Genomic DNA, 21319 nt, shown 5'->3' with positions numbered 1-21319 from the left:
ACCATGGCTGAACCTTTGATTTCGCTTAAATCCGTGCGGCGGGATTATCCCTCCGGCGAAGGCACGATCAGCGTGCTGAAGAACATCGACCTCACCATCGAGGCCGGTGAGATGGTGGCGATCGTCGGTGCGTCCGGGTCGGGCAAGTCGACGCTGATGAATATTCTCGGCTGCCTCGACCGCCCGACATCGGGTAGCTACAGCATCAGGGGCCAGGAAACGGGCAATCTCGATGCCGACGCGCTTTCGGCGCTGCGGCGTGAAAATCTCGGCTTCATCTTCCAGCGCTACCATCTGCTGGCCGAGCTGACGGCGCTCGGCAATGTCGAAATTCCGGCGATCTATGCCGGCAAGACGCAGGGCGACCGCAGGCACAATGCTGCAAGGCTGCTTGGCCGCCTCGGCATGGCGGAACGCCTCGATCACCGTCCCGGCCAGCTTTCCGGCGGCCAGCAGCAGCGCGTTTCCATCGCCCGCGCCCTGATGAACGGTGCCGAGATCATTCTTGCCGACGAGCCGACCGGCGCGCTCGACAGCGCCAGCGGCGACGAGGTGCTGCGCATCCTCGGCGAGCTGCATGCCGAAGGCCGCACCGTCATCATCGTCACCCATGATATGTCCATTGCCAGACGCGCCGGGCGGATCATCGAAATCAGCGACGGCACGATCATTTCCGACCGCAGGACGGATGCAACGCCCGTACCGCAGGACGATGCCAAACCCGCTGCCGCTTCCGGCGGGTCTTCCGGTCTTGCGGGTCTCATTTCGTCTCTGCGGGAGGCGTTGCGCATGGCGCTTCTGTCGATGCGGGCGCACAAGCTGCGCACCTTTCTCACCATGCTCGGCATCATCATCGGCATCGCCTCGGTCATCAGCGTCGTGGCGCTGGGGCAGGGGTCGCAGCAGCGGGTGCTGCAGAACATATCGAGCCTCGGCACCAACACGCTGGAAATCTTCGCGGGCAAGGATTTCGGCGACATAAGGTCGGGCAAGATCACCACGCTCGTCGTTTCCGATGCCGAAGCGCTTGCCAAGCAATCCTATGTCGCGGCGGTGACGCCGACGGTCTCGACCTCCAGCACGGTGCGTTTCGGCGCTAAGGAGGCGAATGCGCTGGTGAACGGCGTCAGCGAGCGCTATTTCGTCGCCAAGGGCACCAAGCTGTCGCAGGGCCGCTTTTTCGATGGCGGAAGCGTCGCGCAGAAGGCGCAGGAAGTGGTGATCGACGAAAATACCCGCAAATCGCTGTTTGCGGATTTCGACGGCAGCCCTGTGGGCCAGGTCATTCTCATCGGCAAGGTGCCGGCCCGCATCGTCGGTGTCACGCAGGCGCAGCAGGGCGGTTTCGGCTCAAGCCAGAACCTGTCGCTCTACCTGCCTTATACCGCCGTCCAGTCGCGCTTTCTCGGCAGCCTGTCGCTGCGCAGCATCACGGTGCAGGTGGCCGACGATGTCGATGCCTCAATCGCCGAGCAGGCGGTGACGACGCTTCTGACCCAGAGGCACGGCACACGGGATTTCTACATTCTCAACACCGACGATATCCGCCAGACCATCACCAGCACCACGCAGACGCTGACCCTTCTGATTGCGGCGATTGCGGTGATTTCGCTGCTGGTCGGCGGCATCGGGGTGATGAACATCATGCTCGTTTCTGTGTCCGAACGTGTATCGGAAATCGGTGTGCGTATGGCGGTGGGCGCGCGGCGCACCGATATTCTACGGCAGTTCCTCATCGAAGCGGTGCTGGTCTGCATCATCGGCGGCACGCTGGGCGTGCTGGGCAGCCTCGGCTTCGGTGCGCTTTTTTCCGCCTTCAGCAGCAATTTCGCCATGGTCTATTCCACGGCGTCGATCATCGCCGCCTTCGTCTGCTCGACGCTGATCGGCGTTGTCTTCGGTTATCTGCCGGCGCGCAACGCGTCGAAGCTCGATCCTGTCGCGGCTTTGTCTGCGGGGTAAATCCCCCCGCCGGTCACGCCTTGTTTTTTTCGACGAAGCGAATGGCGTCGCCAACGGTCAGGATCGTGCTTGCGGCGGAATCTGGAATTTCCACCCCGAATTCCTCTTCGATTTCCATGACGATCTGAACGGTCTCGAGCGAATCCGCACCGAGATCGTCAGCAAAACTGGCCTCGTCCACGATGGTGGCAGGGTCTGCACCAAGCTGGTCCACGATGATTTTTCTGATACGTTCTGCAATGGTGGACATGGTGAGACTCCGCGAAAGTTGCCTGCCGCCGAACGCTGCCCCATCTGAATTTGCGCCGAAGATATCCAAGCGAAATCAAACTGAAGTTTCGAAAGGACAGGGCACAGAGTCAAAGGCTCGGAAGATCGATGACATCCGGACGTAGCACGCCTTTCGCAGCCGCGAAAGGGTGTCGATCACCCGTTAGTATTCCATAATAATATGGGACGTTCGCCACGTTAAACAGTTTGTGACTGGCAGCGGTGAACCGCAACGCGGTAAAGCTCGTTGCCTGTGAACCTTAAATCCGTCAGCCACACCGAGCCTCATGCCATGGTCCAGTCGTCTCCGGAACGCTTCATATTGCTCGACGGCATAAGGGGCGTGGCCGCTCTTTTCATCGTCCACCGCCACGCCGAGGATCTGTTCGGAAAAAGCACGGCTTCGAGTTATCTCGCCGTGGATCTGTTCTTTGCGCTCAGCGGTTTCGTGCTCGCGCATGCCTATAGCCGGAAACTGGCCGAAGGGGCGATTACGCCAGGCTTTTTCATGAAGGCGCGCTTCGCACGTCTTTATCCTCTTTATGGGCTGGCGCTGGCCCTGATGGCGGCCTATTTCATCTGTCTCTACGTGCTGGGCCTGCCGACGCCGATCGACGATCTGCATCGTCCCATCGATCCCGGCGAGCTTGCTTTCGCCTTGGTAACGGGGTTGCTCTTTTTGCCGGCACCCTTCACGCTCACCCTGAACGGTGCGCTGTTTCTCGTCAGCCCGGCATGGTCGCTTTTCAACGAACTGGTGGTGAATGCGTTTTACGCCCGCTTTGGTGTCCGGGCCACGACGAAACAGACCGTCGCGGTACTCATTGTCAGCGCCCTTGTGCTGATGATGGCCGCCGCCGAGTTCGGCCGTTTGCATGCCGGTTTTCGCTGGCATGAAATGTATGCCGGCATGGGGCGGGTGTTCTTCTCGTTTTTTGCCGGCGTGCTGATTTACCGTTTCCGCAATCGCGTACCGCAGTTGAAACCCTTTCAGGCGGCGCTTTGCCTTCTGCTGGTTTGTTTCATTCTGGCCTTGCCGATGTCGCGCGAGCTTCGGCCGTTCTTCGATCTTGCGGTTGTCCTCGTCGTCTGGCCGCTGCTGCTCTTCGTCGCCAGCAAGACGGTTCCGGGGCGCGGGGTGGGAATGGTGTCGGTGTTTCTCGGCACGGCGTCCTACGCGGTCTATGTGCTGCACATTCCGCTTCTGGCCTGGACGGAGCTTCTGATCCCCGCGGTGCACCGGGAAAACCTCGCTTTGCCGGCCGGCATTGTTTTCCTCATCGGCACGACGTGCCTGTCATGGTGGCTGACGGTCCATTACGATCAGCCCGTTCAGAAATGGCTGAAGAGCCGGTTGAGAAAACGGAGCGAAATCCGCCAGCCGGTATGACCCTGCCTCGCGGCTGAAAACCTCAATAATGGGCGAAAATCGGGGCAGTCAGCACGAAAGCCGCGACGAGGCTGATGATCGTCAGTTTCGCCGCTCGCATGCGGCGCATTTTGCGGCCGCTCCAGTCATACGTCATACTCACCTCCACGCAGACGCAAAACTTACCGGCATGGGAGACAACGCAAGCCTGGCGAAGACCGGTCATGGTCCCGCAACGCATAGGGTGCACATTCCATACCCAAGCTTCCCGGGACGCGCCTGATCGCGCGCGGGACGCTCCATTTCAGTGTTGCCTGATATACGGCTTTTGCCAAGCCGTTATTTTCATCGGTGATTTTGAAGGCCGCCACGAAAAAGGGCGGCAAGCCCAATCACCGGTAAAGAGGCGGCAGGCCCTGAATGGCGTAACGCGGCAGCGGTTTCCACGGTTTTACGCGTTGATGTTTGTGAACGCCGAACAGGAACAGCATTTCCTCCGAAATATCGGCAGGGTCGGTCAAGCCATCCTGAAAGAGCTCGATCACCTTGCGGGCGGCATTGTTGTAGAGAATGACTTCGTCATCCATGGTGTGGCTATCATAACCGAGACCTTCCAGCACCGACTGGAGCATTTTCAGGTCCTGCGATGTGATGATACAATTTTCATATGCGGAAGACATGACGTCCTCCTTTCCTGTGGGGTCCACAAAAGCCGGAGCGTCGCGCTGCCATCCAGAGGTGGTGCGGGGACGCTTCAACGCCTTGAAACGCGGGCGACGTCAGGGAAACCGTTTCCGGCCCGTGCCGTCATGCATGTCGCGTGAATTCCGGATCGTTCCCGCCGGGTAACAGGCGAGACAGGGCTTGGAGTGCAACTGGCCTAACGGCGGCAACGCCCTTTAATTACCGATGAAGAAGCCTGCGCTGATTAAGGGAAATAGGCAAGTTAATTCCGCTAACGACGGCGGACGATGCAGCAGCCGCTGCCGTAGGCAACAAAAAAGGCCGGGGCAATATTGCACCGACCTTCCTCATATCGCTCTCAACACCAGTGCCAGTACATCCGTGGTCAAAAGTCTGAAGCGACTAAAACAACTGCGAACGTCGATTTCATTCGCGCTCACCAGCAGTTGCCATGAGAGCTGTTTAAATGGGCAATGTGGCCAAAACAAGTCCGGCACCTATCGCGATGCGTTTATTCGTCGCGACTTGCCGGCACGCTCGGCGCCTATTTCTTTTTGCCATCCGCTGTCGTGGCGTTTGCGAATTTGACCTGCGAACCGGCGGGCGGCGCGGCAGGTGCTTTCGTCTTGTCCTTCTTCGGTTTGCGGATTTCCTTGTTGCTGCGCAATTGACCCTTGGCCATGGTGTCCTCCTCCTGTTGGATCGATGGGGCCTCGAGCGGCTATGAGACAATCCGTTCAAGACCCGTTCGACCGGGCGATGCTGGAAATCCGGCCAGTCAGTTCTTGCCGGATCGTTTTTTTGCGGAAACCGGCGCGTCGGCGATGATCGTCGCTTCCTGTGCTTCGCGAAGCTGGCGAAGGCGTTCCGTTTTGCGGGCGCGCTGGTCGGCCTCGGCGTTTATGATCTGCTTTGCGGCATTATCCGTCAATGACGCCTTGTCCTGCGCGGATAGTTTGCCGGGTTTGAAAAAAGCTTCCTTTGACGCGGCCATTGGCATTCTCCTTTATGGAAGAGCGGTATCGGGCGGCTAGCGGGGCGGGGTAATCTTTTTGGGGGCGGGCAGCAGCCCTTCGCGCTGCATTTTCTTCTTTACCCCTTGCGGCGGTGGCGCATGGCTTCGGCTTCTTCGCGGACGCGCTTTTTCCCTGGCCCAAAAACAAAAGGCCGGGCTTTGACCCGACCTCTCACAATCATTCTAACCTGCAGCCAGTACATCCGTGGTCTGCGGGGTCAGATGACGAATATCAAGCTGCCTGAAGGTTATCAGCCGAGCTTTTGCCGGACCGACGGTCCTGGACGATCTCGTAGCTGATCTTCTGGCCGTCGTTCAGCGAACGCATGCCAGCGCGCTCAACAGCGGAAATGTGAACGAAAACGTCCGCGCCGCCATTGTCAGGCTGAATGAAGCCGAAGCCCTTGGTGGCGTTGAACCACTTTACAGTACCAGTGTTCATAACGATTTCCTTTCGTAGAATCGTTGTGGTTCCCGCGATACCTTGCGGGATAAGATCGATTATTTGAGAGGAAATCCGACGGGGAACAGTCTGTTCCAGAACGACGTCACAAGCAATGGTCGATGACGAAAATATAGGCGCAATTTTTGATTTTGCAATGGGGCCTGAAGGAAAAAGCGCCGGCGAGCGACGGCTCATCGGCTAAGTGTCTGGTTCACGGCGCTATTTCCCGATGGTCCAATGGTTCACCCGGTTTGGCGCGGCCTTTGGTCTTGCGCGCATCAACCTCCGCCGGGAGACACGTCTTTCGCGCCGTCATCCGGCAGGCTGCCTGCGCCTGGCGTCTTGTCATAGTCGGTGAGGGACGGTTTGGCGTGCGGGCCGGCGGGAGGAATGTCGTTCGGGCTGGAAGGCCCTCTGTCGACTGTTTTCGGCTTCGTTTTCTTCGTCATGTCGCGTCCTCGTTTTTAAAGGGAAAACGCAGGGGAAAAGGCGCGGGTTCCGTTTCCACGCCGCGCGGGCGCGCTTTTCCGCCGTCAGCGGCGGGAACGCGGCTTTTTCTCTTCCCGGTTCATATCTCGCCCGACCCATTTGAAAAATACGACGAGGCTGACGCCGATGATGATGAGCGGAACGAAGGATTCAAAACTGGACATGACTCACTCTTTCTTCCCCCGGCGACCATTTTACCGGCATGGAAGAAGCGCGTAATCTGCGGAATATCGTCCGTTCTTTTTTGGCCATTGCCGTCTGCGGCCCAGCTGCCGATGGGGCCGCAGACGAAGGCGGTTAAACCGGCAGCGATTTCACCGTCGCCGTGCCGCCTTCACGGGCGCTTTTCAGCGCCGCCACGCCTGTCAGAACGGACATGGCGCCGGCGCGCGAACCCGCCCGCTGCCGCAGCCGGTCGTTCGAGCCCGGCTTGAAGATCATGTCGCGCATGCGGTTGTCGCCGCCATAGTGGCCGCCCGGCTCGCGCGGCACCCATATGCGTTCAACACCGCCGCCGAAGCTTTTCACCAGCAGGATTTCGTCCGCCGGCGGCTCCGTCCAGGGCTGCTTTTCATATTGGCGCATTTCGATACGGCCTTTATGGCCGTTGAAGGCAATATGGTGGCCCTCGATCGGCATATAGGTGTTGAGCGAATAGGAGACCTGCACGCCGCTGGCATAGCGGATCGAGGCGCTCATGGTGTCGGGAATGTCGATTTCCTCGCGGAAGACGCAGGCATCGCGCATATAGCCGTCCACCGCCGAAGGGTCCTCATAGAGAGCATCGAGGAAAGGATCGGCGCTGAGGTCCATGAAATAATCGCACTCGTTTTTGTGTGGACAGGTGCGACAGCGTGTTCCCCGGAACGGGCCGTTCTTGCCATAATGCAGCAACTGTCCGAACCCCTTTACCTCCACGGGATCGGAATCGAGATACCAGTTCAGAAGATCGAAATGGTGCGTGGCCTTGTGCACGAACAGGCTGCCGGAATGTTCGGTGAAGGCGTGCCAGCGGCGGAAATAATCCGCGCCGTGCTGGTTATCGAGATACCAATGAAAGTCGACCGAGGTGACGGTGCCGATTGCACCCTCATCGATCAGCTCCTTGATGCGTGCGGCGGTGGGAGAAAAACGATAGTTGAAGGAGACATCCACACGGCGGCCGCTTTTCGCCTCCGCGGCGCGAATGCGGTCAATCTTTTCCGGGGTGGTGGTCATGGGCTTTTCGCTGATGACATCGGCCCCGCCTTCCAGCGCGCGGATGATGATGTCGTCGTGAGTATCGTCAGGCGTGCAGACGATGACGAGTTCCGGCCGCTGCTCTTCCATCATCCGGTCGAAATCGTCGTAAAGCGGCGCGCTCGATCCCATCATGGCGCGGGCGCGTTCGGCGCGCATCAGGTTCAGGTCGCAAATGCCGACCAGTTCGACATAGTCGCTCCAGCCGGCCAGCAATTCGCGGCCCCACATGGTGGTGCCGCGATTGCCGGTGCCGACCAGCGCATAGCGTTTGCGTTTCACCTTTTCAGGCATTTGCTCTCTCCCGGATATATCAACAAACAGTCTTGAAACGCTCCACCACGGTGGCGAGGACCTCGTCCACCGGCCGCGCCTGCCAGCGATGCGAAAAGATTTCCACTTCCTGCGGGCCGTGGAAGCCGGCGGCTTCGATCATGGCGCGAAATGCCTTCAGGTCAATCACACCGTCGCCCATCATGCCGCGATCATTGAGCGGATCGGTGGTCGGCACCAGCCAGTCGCAAATATGGTGGGCGAGAATTTGCCCGTTTCTGCCCGCACGCGCCACCTGTTCCTCCAGTTCCGGATCCCACCAGACATGGTAGACATCGATGGCGACACCGGTTCCAGATCCCAGCCGGTCACAGAGATCGAGCGACTGTTTCAGCGTGTTGAAGCAGGCGCGGTCGGCGGCGTAGAAGGGGTGCAGCGGCTCGATGGCGAGCGGCACGCCGGCAGCCCGCGCATAGGGAAGAAGCTCGGCCATGCCGTCCTCCACCATCTGCCGTGTGCCTTTCAGGTCACGCGAGCCGGCGGGCAGGCCGCCCACGACCAGCACAAGGCAATCGGCCTTCATGGCGGCGGCCTCATCGACGGCGCGTTTATTGTCCTCGATGGCGAGGCGGCGGCCTTCCGCATCTGGTGCGGGGAAAAAGCCGCCACGGCAATGACCGCTAAGGCGCAAGCCGTTCTGCTCGACAATGCGGGCGGCTTCCGTCAGGCCGATACCATGGACCTGCTCGCGCCAGGGCGAGATGGCGGTGATGCCATGGGCAAGGCAGGCATCGACGATTGCGCCGAAGTCTCCGCCCTGACGCACGGTGGCGAAATTGATGGAAAGGCCTTCAAGGCTCATCTCGGTATCTCCCCTTGTTTTGCTTCACCCGATGCCACGGACGGCCAGAAACGTCTTCATGCGATGCGTCGCCAGATCAGGTTCGGCGAGCACATTGGCCTTGTCGGCCAGCCGGAAGAGCTCGGCGAAATGCTGGGTGGAGCGGGTACTTTCCTGCCCGCCGACCATGGTGAAATGATCCTGCAACCCGTTCAAATAGGCGAGGAACACCACGCCGGTCTTGTAGAAGCGGGTCGGGGCCTTGAAGATATGGCGCGATAACGCCACCGTCGGCTCCAGAATATCGAAGAATTCGTTGGCCGCCCCGCGCTTCAGGCAGGCCAGCGCTTTCGAAGCCGCCGGCGCTATGGCGTCGAAAATGCCGAGCAGCGCATCCGAATGGCCCTTCTCGTCACCGGCGATCAGTTCGGCATAGTTGAAATCGTCACCGGTATACATGCGCAGCCCGGCGGGCAGGCGGCGGCGCATGGTGATTTCCTTTTCCTTGGAGAGAAGCGAAATCTTGATGCCGTCGATCCTGTCGGCATTCTCTTCGATCATGGCAAGGCAGGTTTCCATCGCCGCCATATGGTCGCCAGCCCCCCAGTAACCCTCAAGAGCGGGATCGAACATCTCACCCAGCCAGTGGATCACCACTTTCTGATCGGCATGGGAGAGAACCCGCGCATAAGCCTTGAGATAATCATCCGGCGAGCGGGCGGCAGCGGCCAGAGCACGGCTCGCCATCAGGATTACGCGTCCGCCTTCTCCCTGAACAAAATCAAGCTGTTCCAGATAAGAGTCGACAATCTGGTTCAGGTCGTAACCGCCGCCATTCAGATGATCGGTGCCGACGCCGCAGGCAATCAGCGCATCCTTGCGACTGGCCGCCTCCTTCAGCGAACGGGAAATCAGTTCCTGCGCCTGCGGCCACGCGAGCCCCATGCCGCGCTGCGCCGTATCCATCGCCTCAGCGACGCCGAGGCCGAGGTCCCACAGGCGGTGACGGAAACGTAAGGTGGCGTCCCAGTCGATGGCGGGCGTCAGCCATGGGTCGTTATCGGCAAGGGGATCGGCCACCACATGGGCGGCGGCGAAGGCGACGCGGTTGAAATCCGCCGCACTTCGTTTCTCAACCGCGACCGGCGTGCCTGATAGTTTGTAGACCTCAATGCTGCGGTCATCCTTCGGAAGCTTGAGTTCGCTCACCGTCGCCTCCTCAGGAAAGGGCGGGAACGTCGAGCCAGCGGCGTTCCTTCCAGGATTTCAGTCCAAGCTCCGCAAGCTGCACGCCCTTCACGCCTTCCATGAGGCCATAGGGCCACGGGTCGTTGTCGACGAGGTGGCGCACGAACATTTCCCACTGCGCCTTGAAGCCGTTGTCATAAACGACATTGTCCGGCACCTCCTGCCAGGTCTTGTAGAAATCGATGGTCTGCGGCTGGTCGGGGTTCCACACCGGCTTCGGTGTGTTGGTGCGGTGCTGGGTAAAGCATTTGGTCAGGCCCGCCACCGCCGAACCATGGGTGCCGTCCACCTGGAAGGTCACGAGGTCGTCGCGGCGCACCCGCACCGCCCATGAGGAGTTGATATGGGCAATGACGCCGCCTTCCAGCTCGAAGGTGGCATAAGCGGCATCGTCAGCATCCGCCTTATAGGCTTTGCCCTGCTCATCGAAACGTTCCGGAATATGGGTAGCGCCGAGGCAGCTCACCGATTTCACCGGTCCGAACAGGTTGTCGAGCACATAACGCCAGTGGCACAGCATATCGAGAATGATGCCGCCGCCATCTTTCAGACGGTAATTCCAGGAGGGGCGCTGCGCCGGCTGCCAGTCGCCTTCGAAAACCCAATAACCGAACTCGCCGCGCACCGAGAGGATTTTGCCGAAAAAGCCGCTGTCGCGCAGCATGGCGAGCTTGCGAAGGCCGGGCAGGAACAGCTTGTCCTGCACAACGCCATGTTTGATGCCGGCGCTTTCGGCCAGCCGCGCAATCGCCAGCGCCTCTTCCATCGTGTCGGAAATCGGCTTTTCGCAATAGACGTTCTTGCCCGCCTTTATGGCTTTCTCCAGCAGGCTGCCGCGCATCTGCGTCGTGCCGGCATCGAAGAACAGCGTATCGTCAGGGTTCGCCAGCGCCGCATCGATATCGGTCGTCCAGCGCGCGACATTATGCTTTTTCGCGATTTCCTCGATCTTTGCGCCGTTGCGGCCGACCAGAATGGGGTCAAGCATGACCCTTTCGCCGTTCTTCAACAGCACGCCGCCCTGATCGCGAATGGCGAGAACGGAGCGCACGAGATGCTGGTTGTAACCCATGCGGCCGGTGATGCCGTGCATGATGACGCCGATACGTTTCATGAATTTCCTCCCAAGGCGGCCTCTTCCCGAAAGCCGCTTCCGTCAAACATGGCAATTTGTAACCATTTGGTTATTTGTGGTCGTGAAGGATGCGATCTGTCAAGGTGTTTTTGACAGGAAAAATTCATGGTCTGACGACGGTTGCGTTTTTGTGTTTCCACCGCGCCGCAAAAGAAAACGACGCGCTTCGCGGATGCGAATGGCGCGTCGTCGCTGTTGTTAAAGAGGAATTCGGTTTGGCCGGCTCAGACCGGCCGCACTGCAGCAAGCAGGGTATCGACGATATGCTGGCCCCAGCGCTCCAGCTCGGCGGGGTCTGTCAGGTCGCGCTGGAAGATGGTCGACAGCGTGAACCGGTTCGAAAGATAAAAAGCGCCGAGCGAAGCGATGGTCAGATAGACGTCGATCGGATCGAGACCGTCACGGAATTCGCCGGCGTCGCTGCCGCGCCGCAGCACGTCCTCAAGCTCGGAAATGAAGTTCGAATGCATCGCCGTAATCGTCGGGGATTGCCTGAGATAGCGGGCTTTATTGAGGTTTTCCGTGGCGAGAATGCTCAGGAATTCGGGGTGGTCGAGGAAGTAGTGCCAGGTGAAAAGCGCAAGCTCGCGCAAGCCCTCCGACGGGGCCTTGCGGGCCAGGTCAAGCCGTCTCTCTGTGTGGCGGATATGGCGGTAGGCGTCTTCCAGAACGGCGAGATAAAGCGCATCCTTGTCGCCGAAATAATGGTAGATCATCCGCTTGTTGGTGCCGGCGCGCCGGGCGACGACATCGATTCGAGCCCCCGCCAGCCCCTTGGCGGCCACCTCGCGGCGGGCGGCTTCGAGAATGGCGGCGCGCGTTCTTTCCGGGTTTCGCACCTGTGTCGTCGCGCGTTTTCGCTTGGGTGACGGCGTTTTCTCCATGGCCGCATCGGGGGCAGGATCGGACGGCTGGTTTTTTGTCGTTTCTTCCATTTCAGCACCCGCTTGACAATGTTTGCGATCAGTGTTCCCATGTAACCAATTAGTTATAAAACGGCAAGTGTCGTTTACGTTCATCATCAATTGGCAGTCAATAGGGAGGAGTTGCCAATGCCCGTGATGCTTCAGAGGAGAGGTGTGCTTTCAGCGGGGCTTGCGGCCCTGTCGCTTGCAACACTGGGAGGTGGTTCAGCGCAGGCCCAGGCCGCGCGTCTTCGCATGTTGTGGTGGGGTTCGCAGGAGCGCGCCGACCGCACCAACAAGGCGATAGCAGCCTATAAGCAGGTCAAGCCGGATCTCGATATTGCCGGTGAATTCGCAGGCTGGAGCGATTATTGGCCGCGCCTTGCCACGCAGGTTGCGGGCCGCAATGCGCCCGACCTGATCCAGATGGATTATCGCTATATCTTCGAATATGGCCGCCGCGGCGCGCTGGCGCCGCTGGACGATTATATCGGCAAGAGCCTGAAGATCGAGGATTTCGGCAAGATGAACATCGATTCCGGCCGGGTCGATGGCAAGCTTTACGGCATCAATCTCGGTGTCAATTCAAGCGCCGTCTTCTTCGACAAGGCTGCCTGGGAAAAATCCGGTGCGACGCCGCCGGCGATCGGCCAGACCTGGGAGGAGTTTGCCGAAAACGCCGCCAAGCTCAGCAAGAACAAGCCGAAGCCCGGTTATTACGCCACGGCCGATGCCAGCGGCGTGGAGCCGAGCTTCGAGAACTGGCTGCGCCAGAACGGCAAGTCGCTCTACACGCAGGATGGCGGCATCGGCTTCGATCCTGCCGATGCGACCAAATGGTTCACTTTGTGGGCGGATCTGCGCAAGAGCGGCGCCTGTGTGCCGGCCGATGTGCAGGCGCTCGACCAGCTCAACATCGAAACCAACCCTTTGACGACGGGCAAGGCGGCAACTGCATTCGCCCATTCCAACCAGTTCGTCGGTTATCAGAAACTCAACAAGTCCAAGCTTGCCATAAGCTCCTATCCGAAGAGCACGAAGGATGGCCCTTCCGGCCACTATCTCAAACCTTCCATGCTCATCAGCGTCGCCAATGGCAGCGCCGGCATCGAGCAGGCCGTCGGTTTCATCAACTTCCTCGTGGCTGAACCGCAGGGCATCGATATTCTCGGCGTCGAGCGCGGCGTTCCGGCCTCGGAATCCATGCGTAGCCAGTTGAGCAGCAAGCTCGACGAGGTCAGCAAGACGATGGTGGACTATATTGCCGAGATTACCCCCGGCGTCGGCGATCTGCCGCCGGCGCCGCCTCCGGGTGCCGGCGAATTCGCCTTCGTCCTCAAACGCACGGCGGAGGAAATCGGCTTCGGCAAGATCACGCCGGAAGAGGGCGGTGACCGCCTCGTCAAGGAATCCGAAACCGTTATCAAACGGAAGTGATGGTTTATGGCCTTTCGATCTGAAACTCTTGTGGGGGAGAGCCGTGGCGCGGCTCTCCCGAAGCGGGGCGGCGTGAAGCGGATTTTCGACCGCAACATTCACGCCTACCTGTTTCTGCTGCCCTGGCTGATTGGCTTTTTCGGCCTCACCCTCGGTCCCGCGCTCGCGTCGCTTTACCTGTCTTTCACCAATTACGACCTGTTGCAGTCGCCGGATTGGGTGGGGGCGGCCAATTATGTACGCATCGCCACGGCCGATCCGAAATTCGCCGCCGCCATGCAGGTCACCTTTACCTATGTGCTGCTGTCGGTGCCGCTGAAGCTGATCTTCGCGCTGCTCGTCGCGCTCGCCTTCAACCGCGGCATCAAGGGGCTGACGCTCTATCGGGCGATCTTCTATCTGCCGTCGCTGCTCGGTTCGAGCGTCGCGATTGCCGTGCTGTGGCGCCAGCTTTTCGCCTCCGATGGTCTCGTCAACATGATCCTTTGGCAGGCCTTCGGTTACGAAGGGCCGAGCTGGATTTCCAATCCGGATTATTCGATCTACACGCTCGTCATCCTGTCCGTCTGGCAGTTCGGTTCGCCGATGATCATCTTCCTCGCGGGTCTGAGACAAATCCCGCAGGACATGTATGAGGCCGCCGAAATCGACGGCGCGAGCAAGGTGCGGCAGTTCTTCCGCATTACCCTGCCGCTGTTGACGCCGGTGATCTTCTTCAATGCGGTGATCCAGACGATCGACGCTTTCAAGGCCTTCACACCCGCCTTCATCATCTCCGAAGGCACCGGCGGGCCGATCAACTCGACGCTGTTCTACACGCTCTATCTCTACCAGGAGGCCTTCGGTTTCTTCCGCATGGGTTATGCCTCGGCGCTTGCCTGGATTTTGGTGATCATCATCTCGCTGTTCACGGCCTTCTCGTTCCTCAGCGCGAAATACTGGGTGCACTACGATGACTGATGCTGTTACCGCCCCCCGGCCGGGCCAGGGCCCGCAACGTTCGCCGCTGAAATCGGTGATGCTCCACACGGCGCTGATCATCGCATCCTTCGCGATGCTCTATCCGATCCTGTGGATGATCTCGGGCTCGTTCCGGCCGCAGGACGAGCTGTTCGGCTCTTCCTCACTCATTCCCTCGGCGGTGGATGTCGGCGGATATATTCGCGGTTGGACCGGGCTGCAGGTGAGCTTCGGGCAGTTCTTCTGGAACTCCTTCTTCATCTCGGTGCTCGCCACCATAGGAAACGTGGTCGGTTGCTCGCTCGCGGCCTTTGCTTTTGCCCGGCTTCGCTTCGGAGGGCGCAATTTCTGGTTTGCGCTGATGCTTGGCACCCTGATGCTGCCCTATCACGTCGTGCTCATCCCGCAATATATCCTGTTTCTGGAAATGGGCTGGGTGAACACCTCGCTGCCGCTGATCGTGCCGAAGTACCTCGCGACGGACGCTTTCTTCATCTTCCTGATGGTGCAGTTCTTCCGCGGTATCCCGCGTGAGCTGGATGAGGCGGCTGTCATGGATGGCTGCTCGCCCTTCCGCATCTACTGGAAGATCATGCTGCCATTGTCGCTGCCGGTTCTGGCGACGGCTGCCATCTTTTCCTTCATCTGGACCTGGGACGACTTCTTCGGGCCGCTGATCTATCTGAACGACATCAACACCTACACCGTGCAGCTCGGCCTCAGATCCTTCGTGGATTCCACCGGCAGCTCGGACTGGACCTCGCTTTTCGCCATGTCCAACCTGTCGCTGGTGCCGGTCTTCCTGTTCTTCCTGTTCTTCCAGCGGCTGCTGATCGAAGGCATCGCCACCACCGGAATGAAACGCTGAACGGAACCGGATCGGGAACGCATTTTAAGACAATCAACACTGTCGCTGCCGCCCTGCATGCGGCGCGACAGTCGGGAGAAACAGCATGGCAAGCAGCATTACGCTCGAAAAAATCGTCAAGCGGTTCGGCGCCTTTCCGGTCGTTCACGGCATTGATCTCAAGATCGAGCCGGGCGAGTTCACCGTTTTCGTCGGCCCCTCGGGCTGCGGAAAATCCACGCTTCTGCGCATGATCGCAGGGCTTGAGGAAATCTCCGAAGGCGATCTGCGTATCGATGGCGAAAGGGTCAACGAAACCGCCGCCTCCAAGCGCGGCATCGCCATGGTCTTCCAGTCCTATGCGCTTTATCCGCATATGAGCGTCTACAAGAACCTCGCCTTCGGTCTGGAGACGGCAGGCTACAAGAAACCGGAAGTCCAGGCACGGGTACAGAAGGCCGCCGATATCCTGCAGATCGGCCCGCTTTTGCAGCGCAAGCCGAAGGCGCTTTCGGGCGGCCAGCGCCAGCGTGTCGCCATCGGTCGCGCCATCGTGCGCGAACCGAAAATCTTCCTGTTCGACGAGCCTTTGTCCAACCTTGATGCGGAACTGCGCGTGCAGATGCGCGTCGAAATCGCCAAGCTGCACCAGACGCTCGGCAGCACCATGATTTATGTGACGCACGACCAGGTGGAAGCCATGACCATGGCCGACAAGATCGTCGTGCTGCGCGACGGCCGCATCATGCAGGTCGGCCGCCCACTCGATCTCTACAACAACCCGGCCAACCAGTTCGTCGCCGGTTTCATCGGCTCGCCGAAGATGAATTTCCTCTCCGCGAAAGTGGCTTCAGGCGACAGTTCCAACCGCACCATCGAAGTGGCCGGCCAGCGCATCGTGCTGGAAAAACCGGTCGCCGCGCAACAGGGCGAACCGCTCACCTTCGGCGTGCGCCCGGAACATGTGAACCCGCAGGCGCAGTCCGCCTCTCTGGGTGAGGCCTCCATCCAGCTCGTCGAACATCTCGGCGGCTCAACGGTGGTCTACACCGCGACCCCCGACGGCCAGCCCGCCACCGTGCTGCTGGACGGCCAGCGCCATATCCGCATCGGCGAGACCATTCCCTTTGCGTTCGATCTTTCGAAGACGCATCTGTTCGGGGCGGATGGGCGGCGGATATGAGAACGAGTGGGTGATCCGTCTCACCATAGGGCGGCTAACGAAGTCCGCAAAGCTTGCGTTCGTCATCCTCGGGCTTGTCCCGAGGATCTGCAACGTGTTGATTTTGTTCAACGTGATTAGATCCCCGGCACAGGGCCGAGGATGACGTCGCGCGGGAGGTTTCGATCGTGCGCTAATCGGCCGCTCTGTGGCCAGCGAGTATCTTGCTTAGCGCCACCGCATCTTCCCCAAACTGGCCGATGTCATCACCCCTGACGAATTCCAGCATAGCATAGGCCGGTTTCGTCCAGTCGCCTTCCGGCAATGCATCCACGCACGCCCGCCAATAATCCGCGCGCTCGTGAAGCGGCAGGCGGCTTGCGTCGGCGAGCCAGGCGAAGACATGCAGGTGGCAGATGCGTGGGCGGAGTGCGGATATTTCCGCGAGTGCGTCCTCCAGCGGCAGGCCGGGGGCGGGTTGCCAGTAAAAGAAGAGGTTGGGCATCGGCAAATCCTGCATGAGTTGCAGGGCCGAGGGCAGGGTGTCCGTCAGTGAGTTAGGGTGATATTCGAGGCCGATTGTGATGCCATGGTCGAGCGCCCGGCGGGCGATTGTCGCCAGCGCTTCCGTTGCCGCGCGGCGTTCTCCGGGGGAGTAATCGGCAGATGGGCGTTTGCGGCTGCCGGGCCAGATGCGGACATGGCCGGCGCCGAGCGCTTTTGCCGTTTCTAGCACGGCGGTCACATCTTCCGGCGCAAAATCCGGTGCAAAGATATAGGAGCCGTAAGAGGAGACGGAGAGGCCGGCTTCCGCCGTCCGCGCGGCCACATCCCTTGCATTGGCAAGGTCGCCGGGCGGCACATGGATATCCGCACCCCATTCGATGGACCTGATGCCGTTTGCGGCGGCAAGCTCGGTGACTGCCTGTGGCGACAGGGAGCGGAAGGTGACGGAGCAGAGGCCCGGCTCGAAAAATCTCATGCTATCAATTCCAGATGTTCCGGCCGCACCTGCTGTTGCAGGGGTGCCGTGCGGCAGAAGCGTTCGATTTCGGCAATCGCCATGTCGCCGAGCCTTGCGCGTTCAAGCCCGGTGGCGCCGGCGATATGCGGCGTCAGGAACACGTTCGGCAGGCTGTAAAAGGGTGAGTCCGGCGGCGGCACTTCCGGGTCGGTCACGTCGATGACGGCTTCGATGCGTCCGGTTTTCAGTTCGGCCAGCAGTGCGTCTTCATCCACCAGCGCGCCGCGCGCCGTATTGATCAGGGTCGCGCCGTCCTTCATGCGGGCAAGCGCTGCCGCGCCGATCATATGCCGTGTCTGCGGCAAGGAGGGTGCATGCAGGGAAATGACATCGCTCACCGCCATCAGCTCCTCAAGCGACACAAGCTGCACGCCGAGCTTTTCCGCCTCCGCAGCGCTTAGAAGCGGGTCGAAAAGGATGAGGTTGAGATCGAAGGGCTGCAACAGATTGATGACGCGACGTCCGATGCGCGATGCGCCGACGATGCCGACCGTGAGGCCGAGATTGCCGATGGCCTGCGCCTGCAGTCGCTCGACAGGGGCGCGGTCGCGATGCTCCAGATAAAGGCGTCGGAAGCCGAAGGTGCGCTTGCCGGCCAGCAGGATCATCGCCAGCGAGAATTCGGCGACCGGCTGCGCATTCGCCTCCGCCGCGCTGCACACGGTAACGCCACGATCGAACACCGCTTGCGACAGGAAATATTTGACCGTCCCGGCGGCATGGGAAATCAGCCTGAGGCGCGGCATCAGCGCCAGCTCCCGCGCGCCGATATCCGGACAGCCCCAGCCGGTCAGAAGAATATCCGTCCGCGCCAGCTGCTCCTTCACTGAAGCGGCGTGGAAATCGCAGATCCGCCCCGTGTCGAGAATATCGACGCTCTGCGACAGCCTTTCGAGCGCCTGCGGTGTCAGCACATGCTGGGTTCGCTCCGGGTCCATGGCAAGGCTGAGACGCGGAAGCGGGCTCGTCATTGCGGCTCTCCCGTTGCCGCCATACTGCTGACCGGAACGCCACTTTCCGCAAACAGGCGGTCGAGCGCCTCCATATCCGGAAGTGCTGGGACCGTCGACAGCGCTGTTTCGCTTTCTGGCCCGGTCACCCCGGCAAAGACCGCGCAGGCAAGCAGGGTTTCGCCCGCCGGAATCTCGCCCCGCAGTTGCGGCACCGTGGTCTTGGCGTTGATGAGATTGGTGTTAGGCAGCGCCTTCAGCGCCACGCCGTGGCGGGTAACGCTCGAACCGAGATCGACGATGGCGGATATGTCTGTGCCGCAATCGGTTGTCGCCCGGCCTATGTCTTCGCGCACGGCATCGCGGTCGCCATCGTTGCGGTTGATCGCGAAGCCGCCTTCGGTCACCGAAAGGGGGCGGGCGGAGGTGATCCGGTGCAGCCTGATATGCCAGCCGCCAGCCGCAACCAGCGTCGTTTCAACCGCCACATCCGGGAACGGCTTCCATGTCGCCCGCAGGCTTTCCCCGGCCAGCAGAACCTTCTCGTTGGTTTCGCGCACGCGGTAATGCAGGCCGTCTTCGGAAAAGGCCAGTATATTGTCGAAACCGTTGGCCTTGAAACCGCGTTCGTCCACTTCGACGCCGAAACCGTAACGGGAGGAATAGGCGAATTTGGCATATTTCTCCGGCCCGCCGCGCATGGAAAGGTTTTCCTGCCCGCTGGAAAGCGCCGTGACGTTGCCGCCGGTCCGCATCATCACCATGCCGGGATGAATGAGCGGCTTCGGTTTTGCCGATGTTTCGGGCTGCTTTTCCTCCGCCTGCCAGAAGGGGTGGCTCTCCGGCAGGGCGAGCGGCAGGAAGGCTTTAAAGGCCCAATAGGGCGAGCCCGCCGAATTATAGCTTTCCGACATGGTGAGCTGCGGATAGGCGTAGCCGATGGAAAGCACGCCGTCGCGATCGGCAATCGGCTTTTTCGCCCACCAGCGCAGATGTTGCAGATAAAGCCCCTTGATCTCGCCCCAGGGTAGCGCCTCCTCATCGGCAAAAGCGAGACCGGCCCAGAAGCCGCCGCAGGCGAAGCGGTAAGTCATGGAGCGGCCGAAGGCGAGCGTGCCGCCATCCTCATCGAACCAGCTGGCGAAATCGCCGGCGAAGAGGCGCGCTCGCTCACGGTAGCGTGCGGCGTAGGCATCGTCAGGCTTGCTGAGTTTCGCGTAGATCAGGCCGTAAAAATGCATGGCGAAGGCGATGTAATGGTCGATGCGGCGGTAATTGCCATCGCGATACCAGCCGTCCGCGATATAGAATTCGTCCAGTTCCTTCTGGAATGTTTCTGTCAGGCTGCGGTCGAAATCGATGCCGAGCTGATCCAGCGCCATATCGACCATCACCCGGAAGAACTTCCAGTTATTATCGGCGTAATTGCGCTCGCGCGCCGTCAGGAGATAGCGGCGCACATTGTCTTTCTGTGCGTCGGAGAGCGGTTCCCACATGTGCTGAGGCGCAAGCCGCAGCGCGAAACCGAGGGCGGCCAGTTCCACCAGCCGCTGATCCCTTTGGCGTACGTCGCCCCAATATTCGGGATGGGAAGGGTCGGTGCCGTTGGCTATTCCCCGTGCCAGAAGCGGCCAGTGGTCGAAATGATCGCCGCTCAGCGCAAGCGGTGCGATGCCCCAGAGCGGCCGGGCAAAACCTTCCAGATCGGCCGCCGCCCGGTCGAAATGCGCGGCGGTGCCGCTCAGCGTCACTCTTGCGCCGCCCGGCGAAAAATGGGCAAGAAGCGGCGCGAAACTGTCGTCGAGCGCCCGCCGGACATCGGCGCGGCTTTTGAGCGGATTGCCGTGCAGCGGATTGAATTTGGCCATGGTGGGCTTACTCATGGTGTCATGCATCGCGTGCCGCCTTTCCCGTCTTTTTCGCCTTGCCGGCCGTCTGTCCTTCCACCAGCTGCACGCCAAGTTGTACCTGGCGGGCATTGGCGGAAGGTTCCGTCAGCCGGCGGCGCATCAGTTCCACCGCCTCGCGGGCGATTTCGCGACGGTCGACACGGATCGTGCTGAGACGGGGGGTGGAAAGCTCGGCAAAGGGCAGATCATCGAAGCCGATAATGGAAAGATCGTCCGGCACGGCGAGGCCAAGCTCCTGCGCCGCCCCGAGCGCCCCGAGCGCAATCGCGTCATTCATGCAGAAAATGCCGGTGAGTTCAGGGTTTTTGGCCAATAGCTGGCGAACCGCGTCGCCCGCCTGTCCGAAGCCGCTATCCGCCGTCGAAAGCAGGAACTCCTCATAGGTCGTTCCCTCTTCCTCGAGAATTGTGTGGCGAAAGCCGCGCATACGTTCTCTTATGGTGTGGCGATGATGCGGGCCGATATAGGCGACCTTACGGTGGCCGAGTTCCAGAAGCCGCCGCGCCGCCATCGCGCCGCCATAAAAATTGGAAGGCGAGACGCAATCCAGCATCATCGAGGGATCGGCGCTATTGACCAGAACCGGTTGCAGCACACCCTGCGTGATGCGGTGGATGATTTCGTCCTCGGGGTCGAGGCCGATGGCGAGAAGGCCGTCCACCTCACAGACCCGCTGGGTCAGCGCATCATCCACCTGTTTCTGGTGCAAAAGCCGGATATCGAGTTCAAAACCGTCCGTCTGGGCAAGGCTGCGCAGCATGTCGAAAATATCGTGATAAAAAGCGCCGATATCGCCGGTCGCCCTTTCGGCGGACATGAGTGCGAGGATTTTCTTGCCCTCCAGCGGCACGCCGCCGGTCTGGTTCGCGACCGGTCGCAACGGATAGCCAAGCTCCGCCGCCACCCCCAGAACCTTGGTCTGGATCGACGCGCTGATACCTTTCTCTCCCGCAAGAACGCGCGAGACGGTGCTGATGGAAACGCCGGCGCGCTGGGCGATATCCGACTGGCGCGGGCGGCTGATGTCGGGCGTATCGTTCATATCGTCTCCTGCGCTTGCAAAAAATTCTGATATGATGCAAATATTGCAAACAGAGAAAATTTGCAAGAATTTAAGTAGTCAGTGAAAAATTTGCAAAACGCGGGAGGAGCAG

At 60.3% G+C, this 21319-nt stretch carries 21 protein-coding genes; 6 read left to right on the top strand and 15 right to left on the bottom strand.

Annotation, left to right across the window (positions count from 1 at the left end; translation table 11 throughout):
• Positions 1-3 precede the first annotated feature (3 nt).
• Positions 4-1962 (top strand): MacB family efflux pump subunit, encoded by a 1959-nt coding sequence (locus tag ACQZ5G_RS23390; protein WP_448739022.1) that lies wholly within the window; start codon positions 4-6, stop codon positions 1960-1962.
• A 13-nt stretch (positions 1963-1975) separates the two neighbouring features.
• Here the strand turns inward: ACQZ5G_RS23390 and ACQZ5G_RS23385 are convergent, their stop codons facing one another.
• On the bottom strand, positions 1976-2212 hold the full coding sequence (locus ACQZ5G_RS23385; RefSeq protein ID WP_003520197.1) for an acyl carrier protein: 237 nt from the start codon (positions 2210-2212) through the stop codon (positions 1976-1978).
• Between the two features lie 312 nt (positions 2213-2524).
• Between ACQZ5G_RS23385 and ACQZ5G_RS23380 the strand changes: the two genes are divergently transcribed.
• Entirely contained in the window at positions 2525-3622 is a 1098-nt protein-coding gene (locus tag ACQZ5G_RS23380; RefSeq protein ID WP_448739023.1) for an acyltransferase family protein, read from the top strand.
• Between the two features lie 371 nt (positions 3623-3993).
• On the opposite strand, the gene ACQZ5G_RS23375 is transcribed toward ACQZ5G_RS23380, so the two are convergent.
• The 10 genes from ACQZ5G_RS23375 to ACQZ5G_RS23330 form a co-directional block, all read right to left on the bottom strand.
• Positions 3994-4281 (bottom strand): hypothetical protein, encoded by a 288-nt coding sequence (locus ACQZ5G_RS23375; RefSeq protein WP_003520195.1) that lies wholly within the window; start codon positions 4279-4281, stop codon positions 3994-3996.
• 548 nt (positions 4282-4829) lie between these two features.
• Complete coding sequence (locus ACQZ5G_RS23370; RefSeq protein WP_003520194.1) at positions 4830-4967, bottom strand: hypothetical protein; 138 nt, start codon at positions 4965-4967, stop codon at positions 4830-4832.
• A 96-nt stretch (positions 4968-5063) separates the two neighbouring features.
• Positions 5064-5279: a hypothetical protein gene (locus tag ACQZ5G_RS23365; RefSeq protein ID WP_003520192.1), complete on the bottom strand. Its 216-nt coding sequence runs from the start codon at positions 5277-5279 to the stop codon at positions 5064-5066.
• A 253-nt stretch (positions 5280-5532) separates the two neighbouring features.
• The gene (locus ACQZ5G_RS23360) at positions 5533-5742 is read right to left on the bottom strand and encodes a cold-shock protein (RefSeq protein WP_003520191.1); all 210 of its coding nucleotides are present in this window, start codon (positions 5740-5742) and stop codon (positions 5533-5535) included.
• Between the two features lie 281 nt (positions 5743-6023).
• A complete protein-coding gene (locus ACQZ5G_RS23355) occupies positions 6024-6194 on the bottom strand; it encodes a hypothetical protein (protein WP_448739024.1) in 171 nt (56 codons plus the stop codon).
• 337 nt (positions 6195-6531) lie between these two features.
• The gene (locus ACQZ5G_RS23350; protein ID WP_448739025.1) at positions 6532-7767 is read right to left on the bottom strand and encodes a Gfo/Idh/MocA family protein; all 1236 of its coding nucleotides are present in this window, start codon (positions 7765-7767) and stop codon (positions 6532-6534) included.
• Positions 7768-7786: 19 nt separating this feature from the next.
• Entirely contained in the window at positions 7787-8608 is an 822-nt protein-coding gene (locus tag ACQZ5G_RS23345; protein WP_448739026.1) for a sugar phosphate isomerase/epimerase family protein, read from the bottom strand.
• 24 nt (positions 8609-8632) lie between these two features.
• The gene (locus tag ACQZ5G_RS23340) at positions 8633-9796 is read right to left on the bottom strand and encodes a dihydrodipicolinate synthase family protein (RefSeq protein ID WP_448739027.1); all 1164 of its coding nucleotides are present in this window, start codon (positions 9794-9796) and stop codon (positions 8633-8635) included.
• A 10-nt stretch (positions 9797-9806) separates the two neighbouring features.
• Positions 9807-10949 carry a Gfo/Idh/MocA family protein gene (locus tag ACQZ5G_RS23335; RefSeq protein WP_448739028.1) on the bottom strand — a complete coding sequence of 381 codons (1143 nt, stop codon included), beginning with the start codon at positions 10947-10949 and terminating at the stop codon, positions 9807-9809.
• A gap of 245 nt (positions 10950-11194) precedes the next feature.
• The gene (locus tag ACQZ5G_RS23330; RefSeq protein ID WP_035264374.1) at positions 11195-11905 is read right to left on the bottom strand and encodes a TetR/AcrR family transcriptional regulator; all 711 of its coding nucleotides are present in this window, start codon (positions 11903-11905) and stop codon (positions 11195-11197) included.
• A 117-nt stretch (positions 11906-12022) separates the two neighbouring features.
• Between ACQZ5G_RS23330 and ACQZ5G_RS23325 the strand changes: the two genes are divergently transcribed.
• The 4 genes from ACQZ5G_RS23325 to ACQZ5G_RS23310 all read left to right on the top strand — a co-directional run bounded on the left by ACQZ5G_RS23325 (position 12023) and on the right by ACQZ5G_RS23310 (position 16302).
• Positions 12023-13312: an ABC transporter substrate-binding protein gene (locus ACQZ5G_RS23325; protein WP_059757133.1), complete on the top strand. Its 1290-nt coding sequence runs from the start codon at positions 12023-12025 to the stop codon at positions 13310-13312.
• Positions 13313-13318: 6 nt separating this feature from the next.
• A complete protein-coding gene (locus tag ACQZ5G_RS23320; RefSeq protein WP_003520181.1) occupies positions 13319-14272 on the top strand; it encodes a carbohydrate ABC transporter permease in 954 nt (317 codons plus the stop codon).
• Complete coding sequence (locus tag ACQZ5G_RS23315) at positions 14265-15140, top strand: carbohydrate ABC transporter permease (protein ID WP_020809242.1); 876 nt, start codon at positions 14265-14267, stop codon at positions 15138-15140. Before ACQZ5G_RS23320 ends, ACQZ5G_RS23315 begins: the two co-directional genes overlap by 8 nt.
• Before the next feature lie 85 nt (positions 15141-15225).
• Positions 15226-16302: an ABC transporter ATP-binding protein gene (locus ACQZ5G_RS23310; protein ID WP_003520178.1), complete on the top strand. Its 1077-nt coding sequence runs from the start codon at positions 15226-15228 to the stop codon at positions 16300-16302.
• A gap of 172 nt (positions 16303-16474) precedes the next feature.
• Here the strand turns inward: ACQZ5G_RS23310 and ACQZ5G_RS23305 are convergent, their stop codons facing one another.
• The 4 genes from ACQZ5G_RS23305 to ACQZ5G_RS23290 are packed head-to-tail and all read right to left on the bottom strand — an operon-like array spanning position 16475 to position 21207.
• Positions 16475-17263: a sugar phosphate isomerase/epimerase family protein gene (locus tag ACQZ5G_RS23305; protein ID WP_448739029.1), complete on the bottom strand. Its 789-nt coding sequence runs from the start codon at positions 17261-17263 to the stop codon at positions 16475-16477.
• Entirely contained in the window at positions 17260-18276 is a 1017-nt protein-coding gene (locus tag ACQZ5G_RS23300; protein ID WP_448739030.1) for a hydroxyacid dehydrogenase, read from the bottom strand. Before ACQZ5G_RS23300 ends, ACQZ5G_RS23305 begins: the two co-directional genes overlap by 4 nt.
• Positions 18273-20150: a DUF2264 domain-containing protein gene (locus tag ACQZ5G_RS23295; protein WP_448739031.1), complete on the bottom strand. Its 1878-nt coding sequence runs from the start codon at positions 20148-20150 to the stop codon at positions 18273-18275. The genes ACQZ5G_RS23300 and ACQZ5G_RS23295 overlap by 4 nt, the downstream gene beginning before the upstream one ends.
• Entirely contained in the window at positions 20143-21207 is a 1065-nt protein-coding gene (locus ACQZ5G_RS23290) for a LacI family DNA-binding transcriptional regulator (protein ID WP_003520173.1), read from the bottom strand. Before ACQZ5G_RS23290 ends, ACQZ5G_RS23295 begins: the two co-directional genes overlap by 8 nt.
• Between the last annotated feature and the right edge of the window lie 112 nt (positions 21208-21319).

It is taken from the genome of Agrobacterium sp. 22-214-1, from assembly GCF_053522465.1.
The sequence above is the reverse complement of the archived record's forward strand: the minus strand, read 5'-3'. Positions and strand labels throughout refer to the sequence as shown.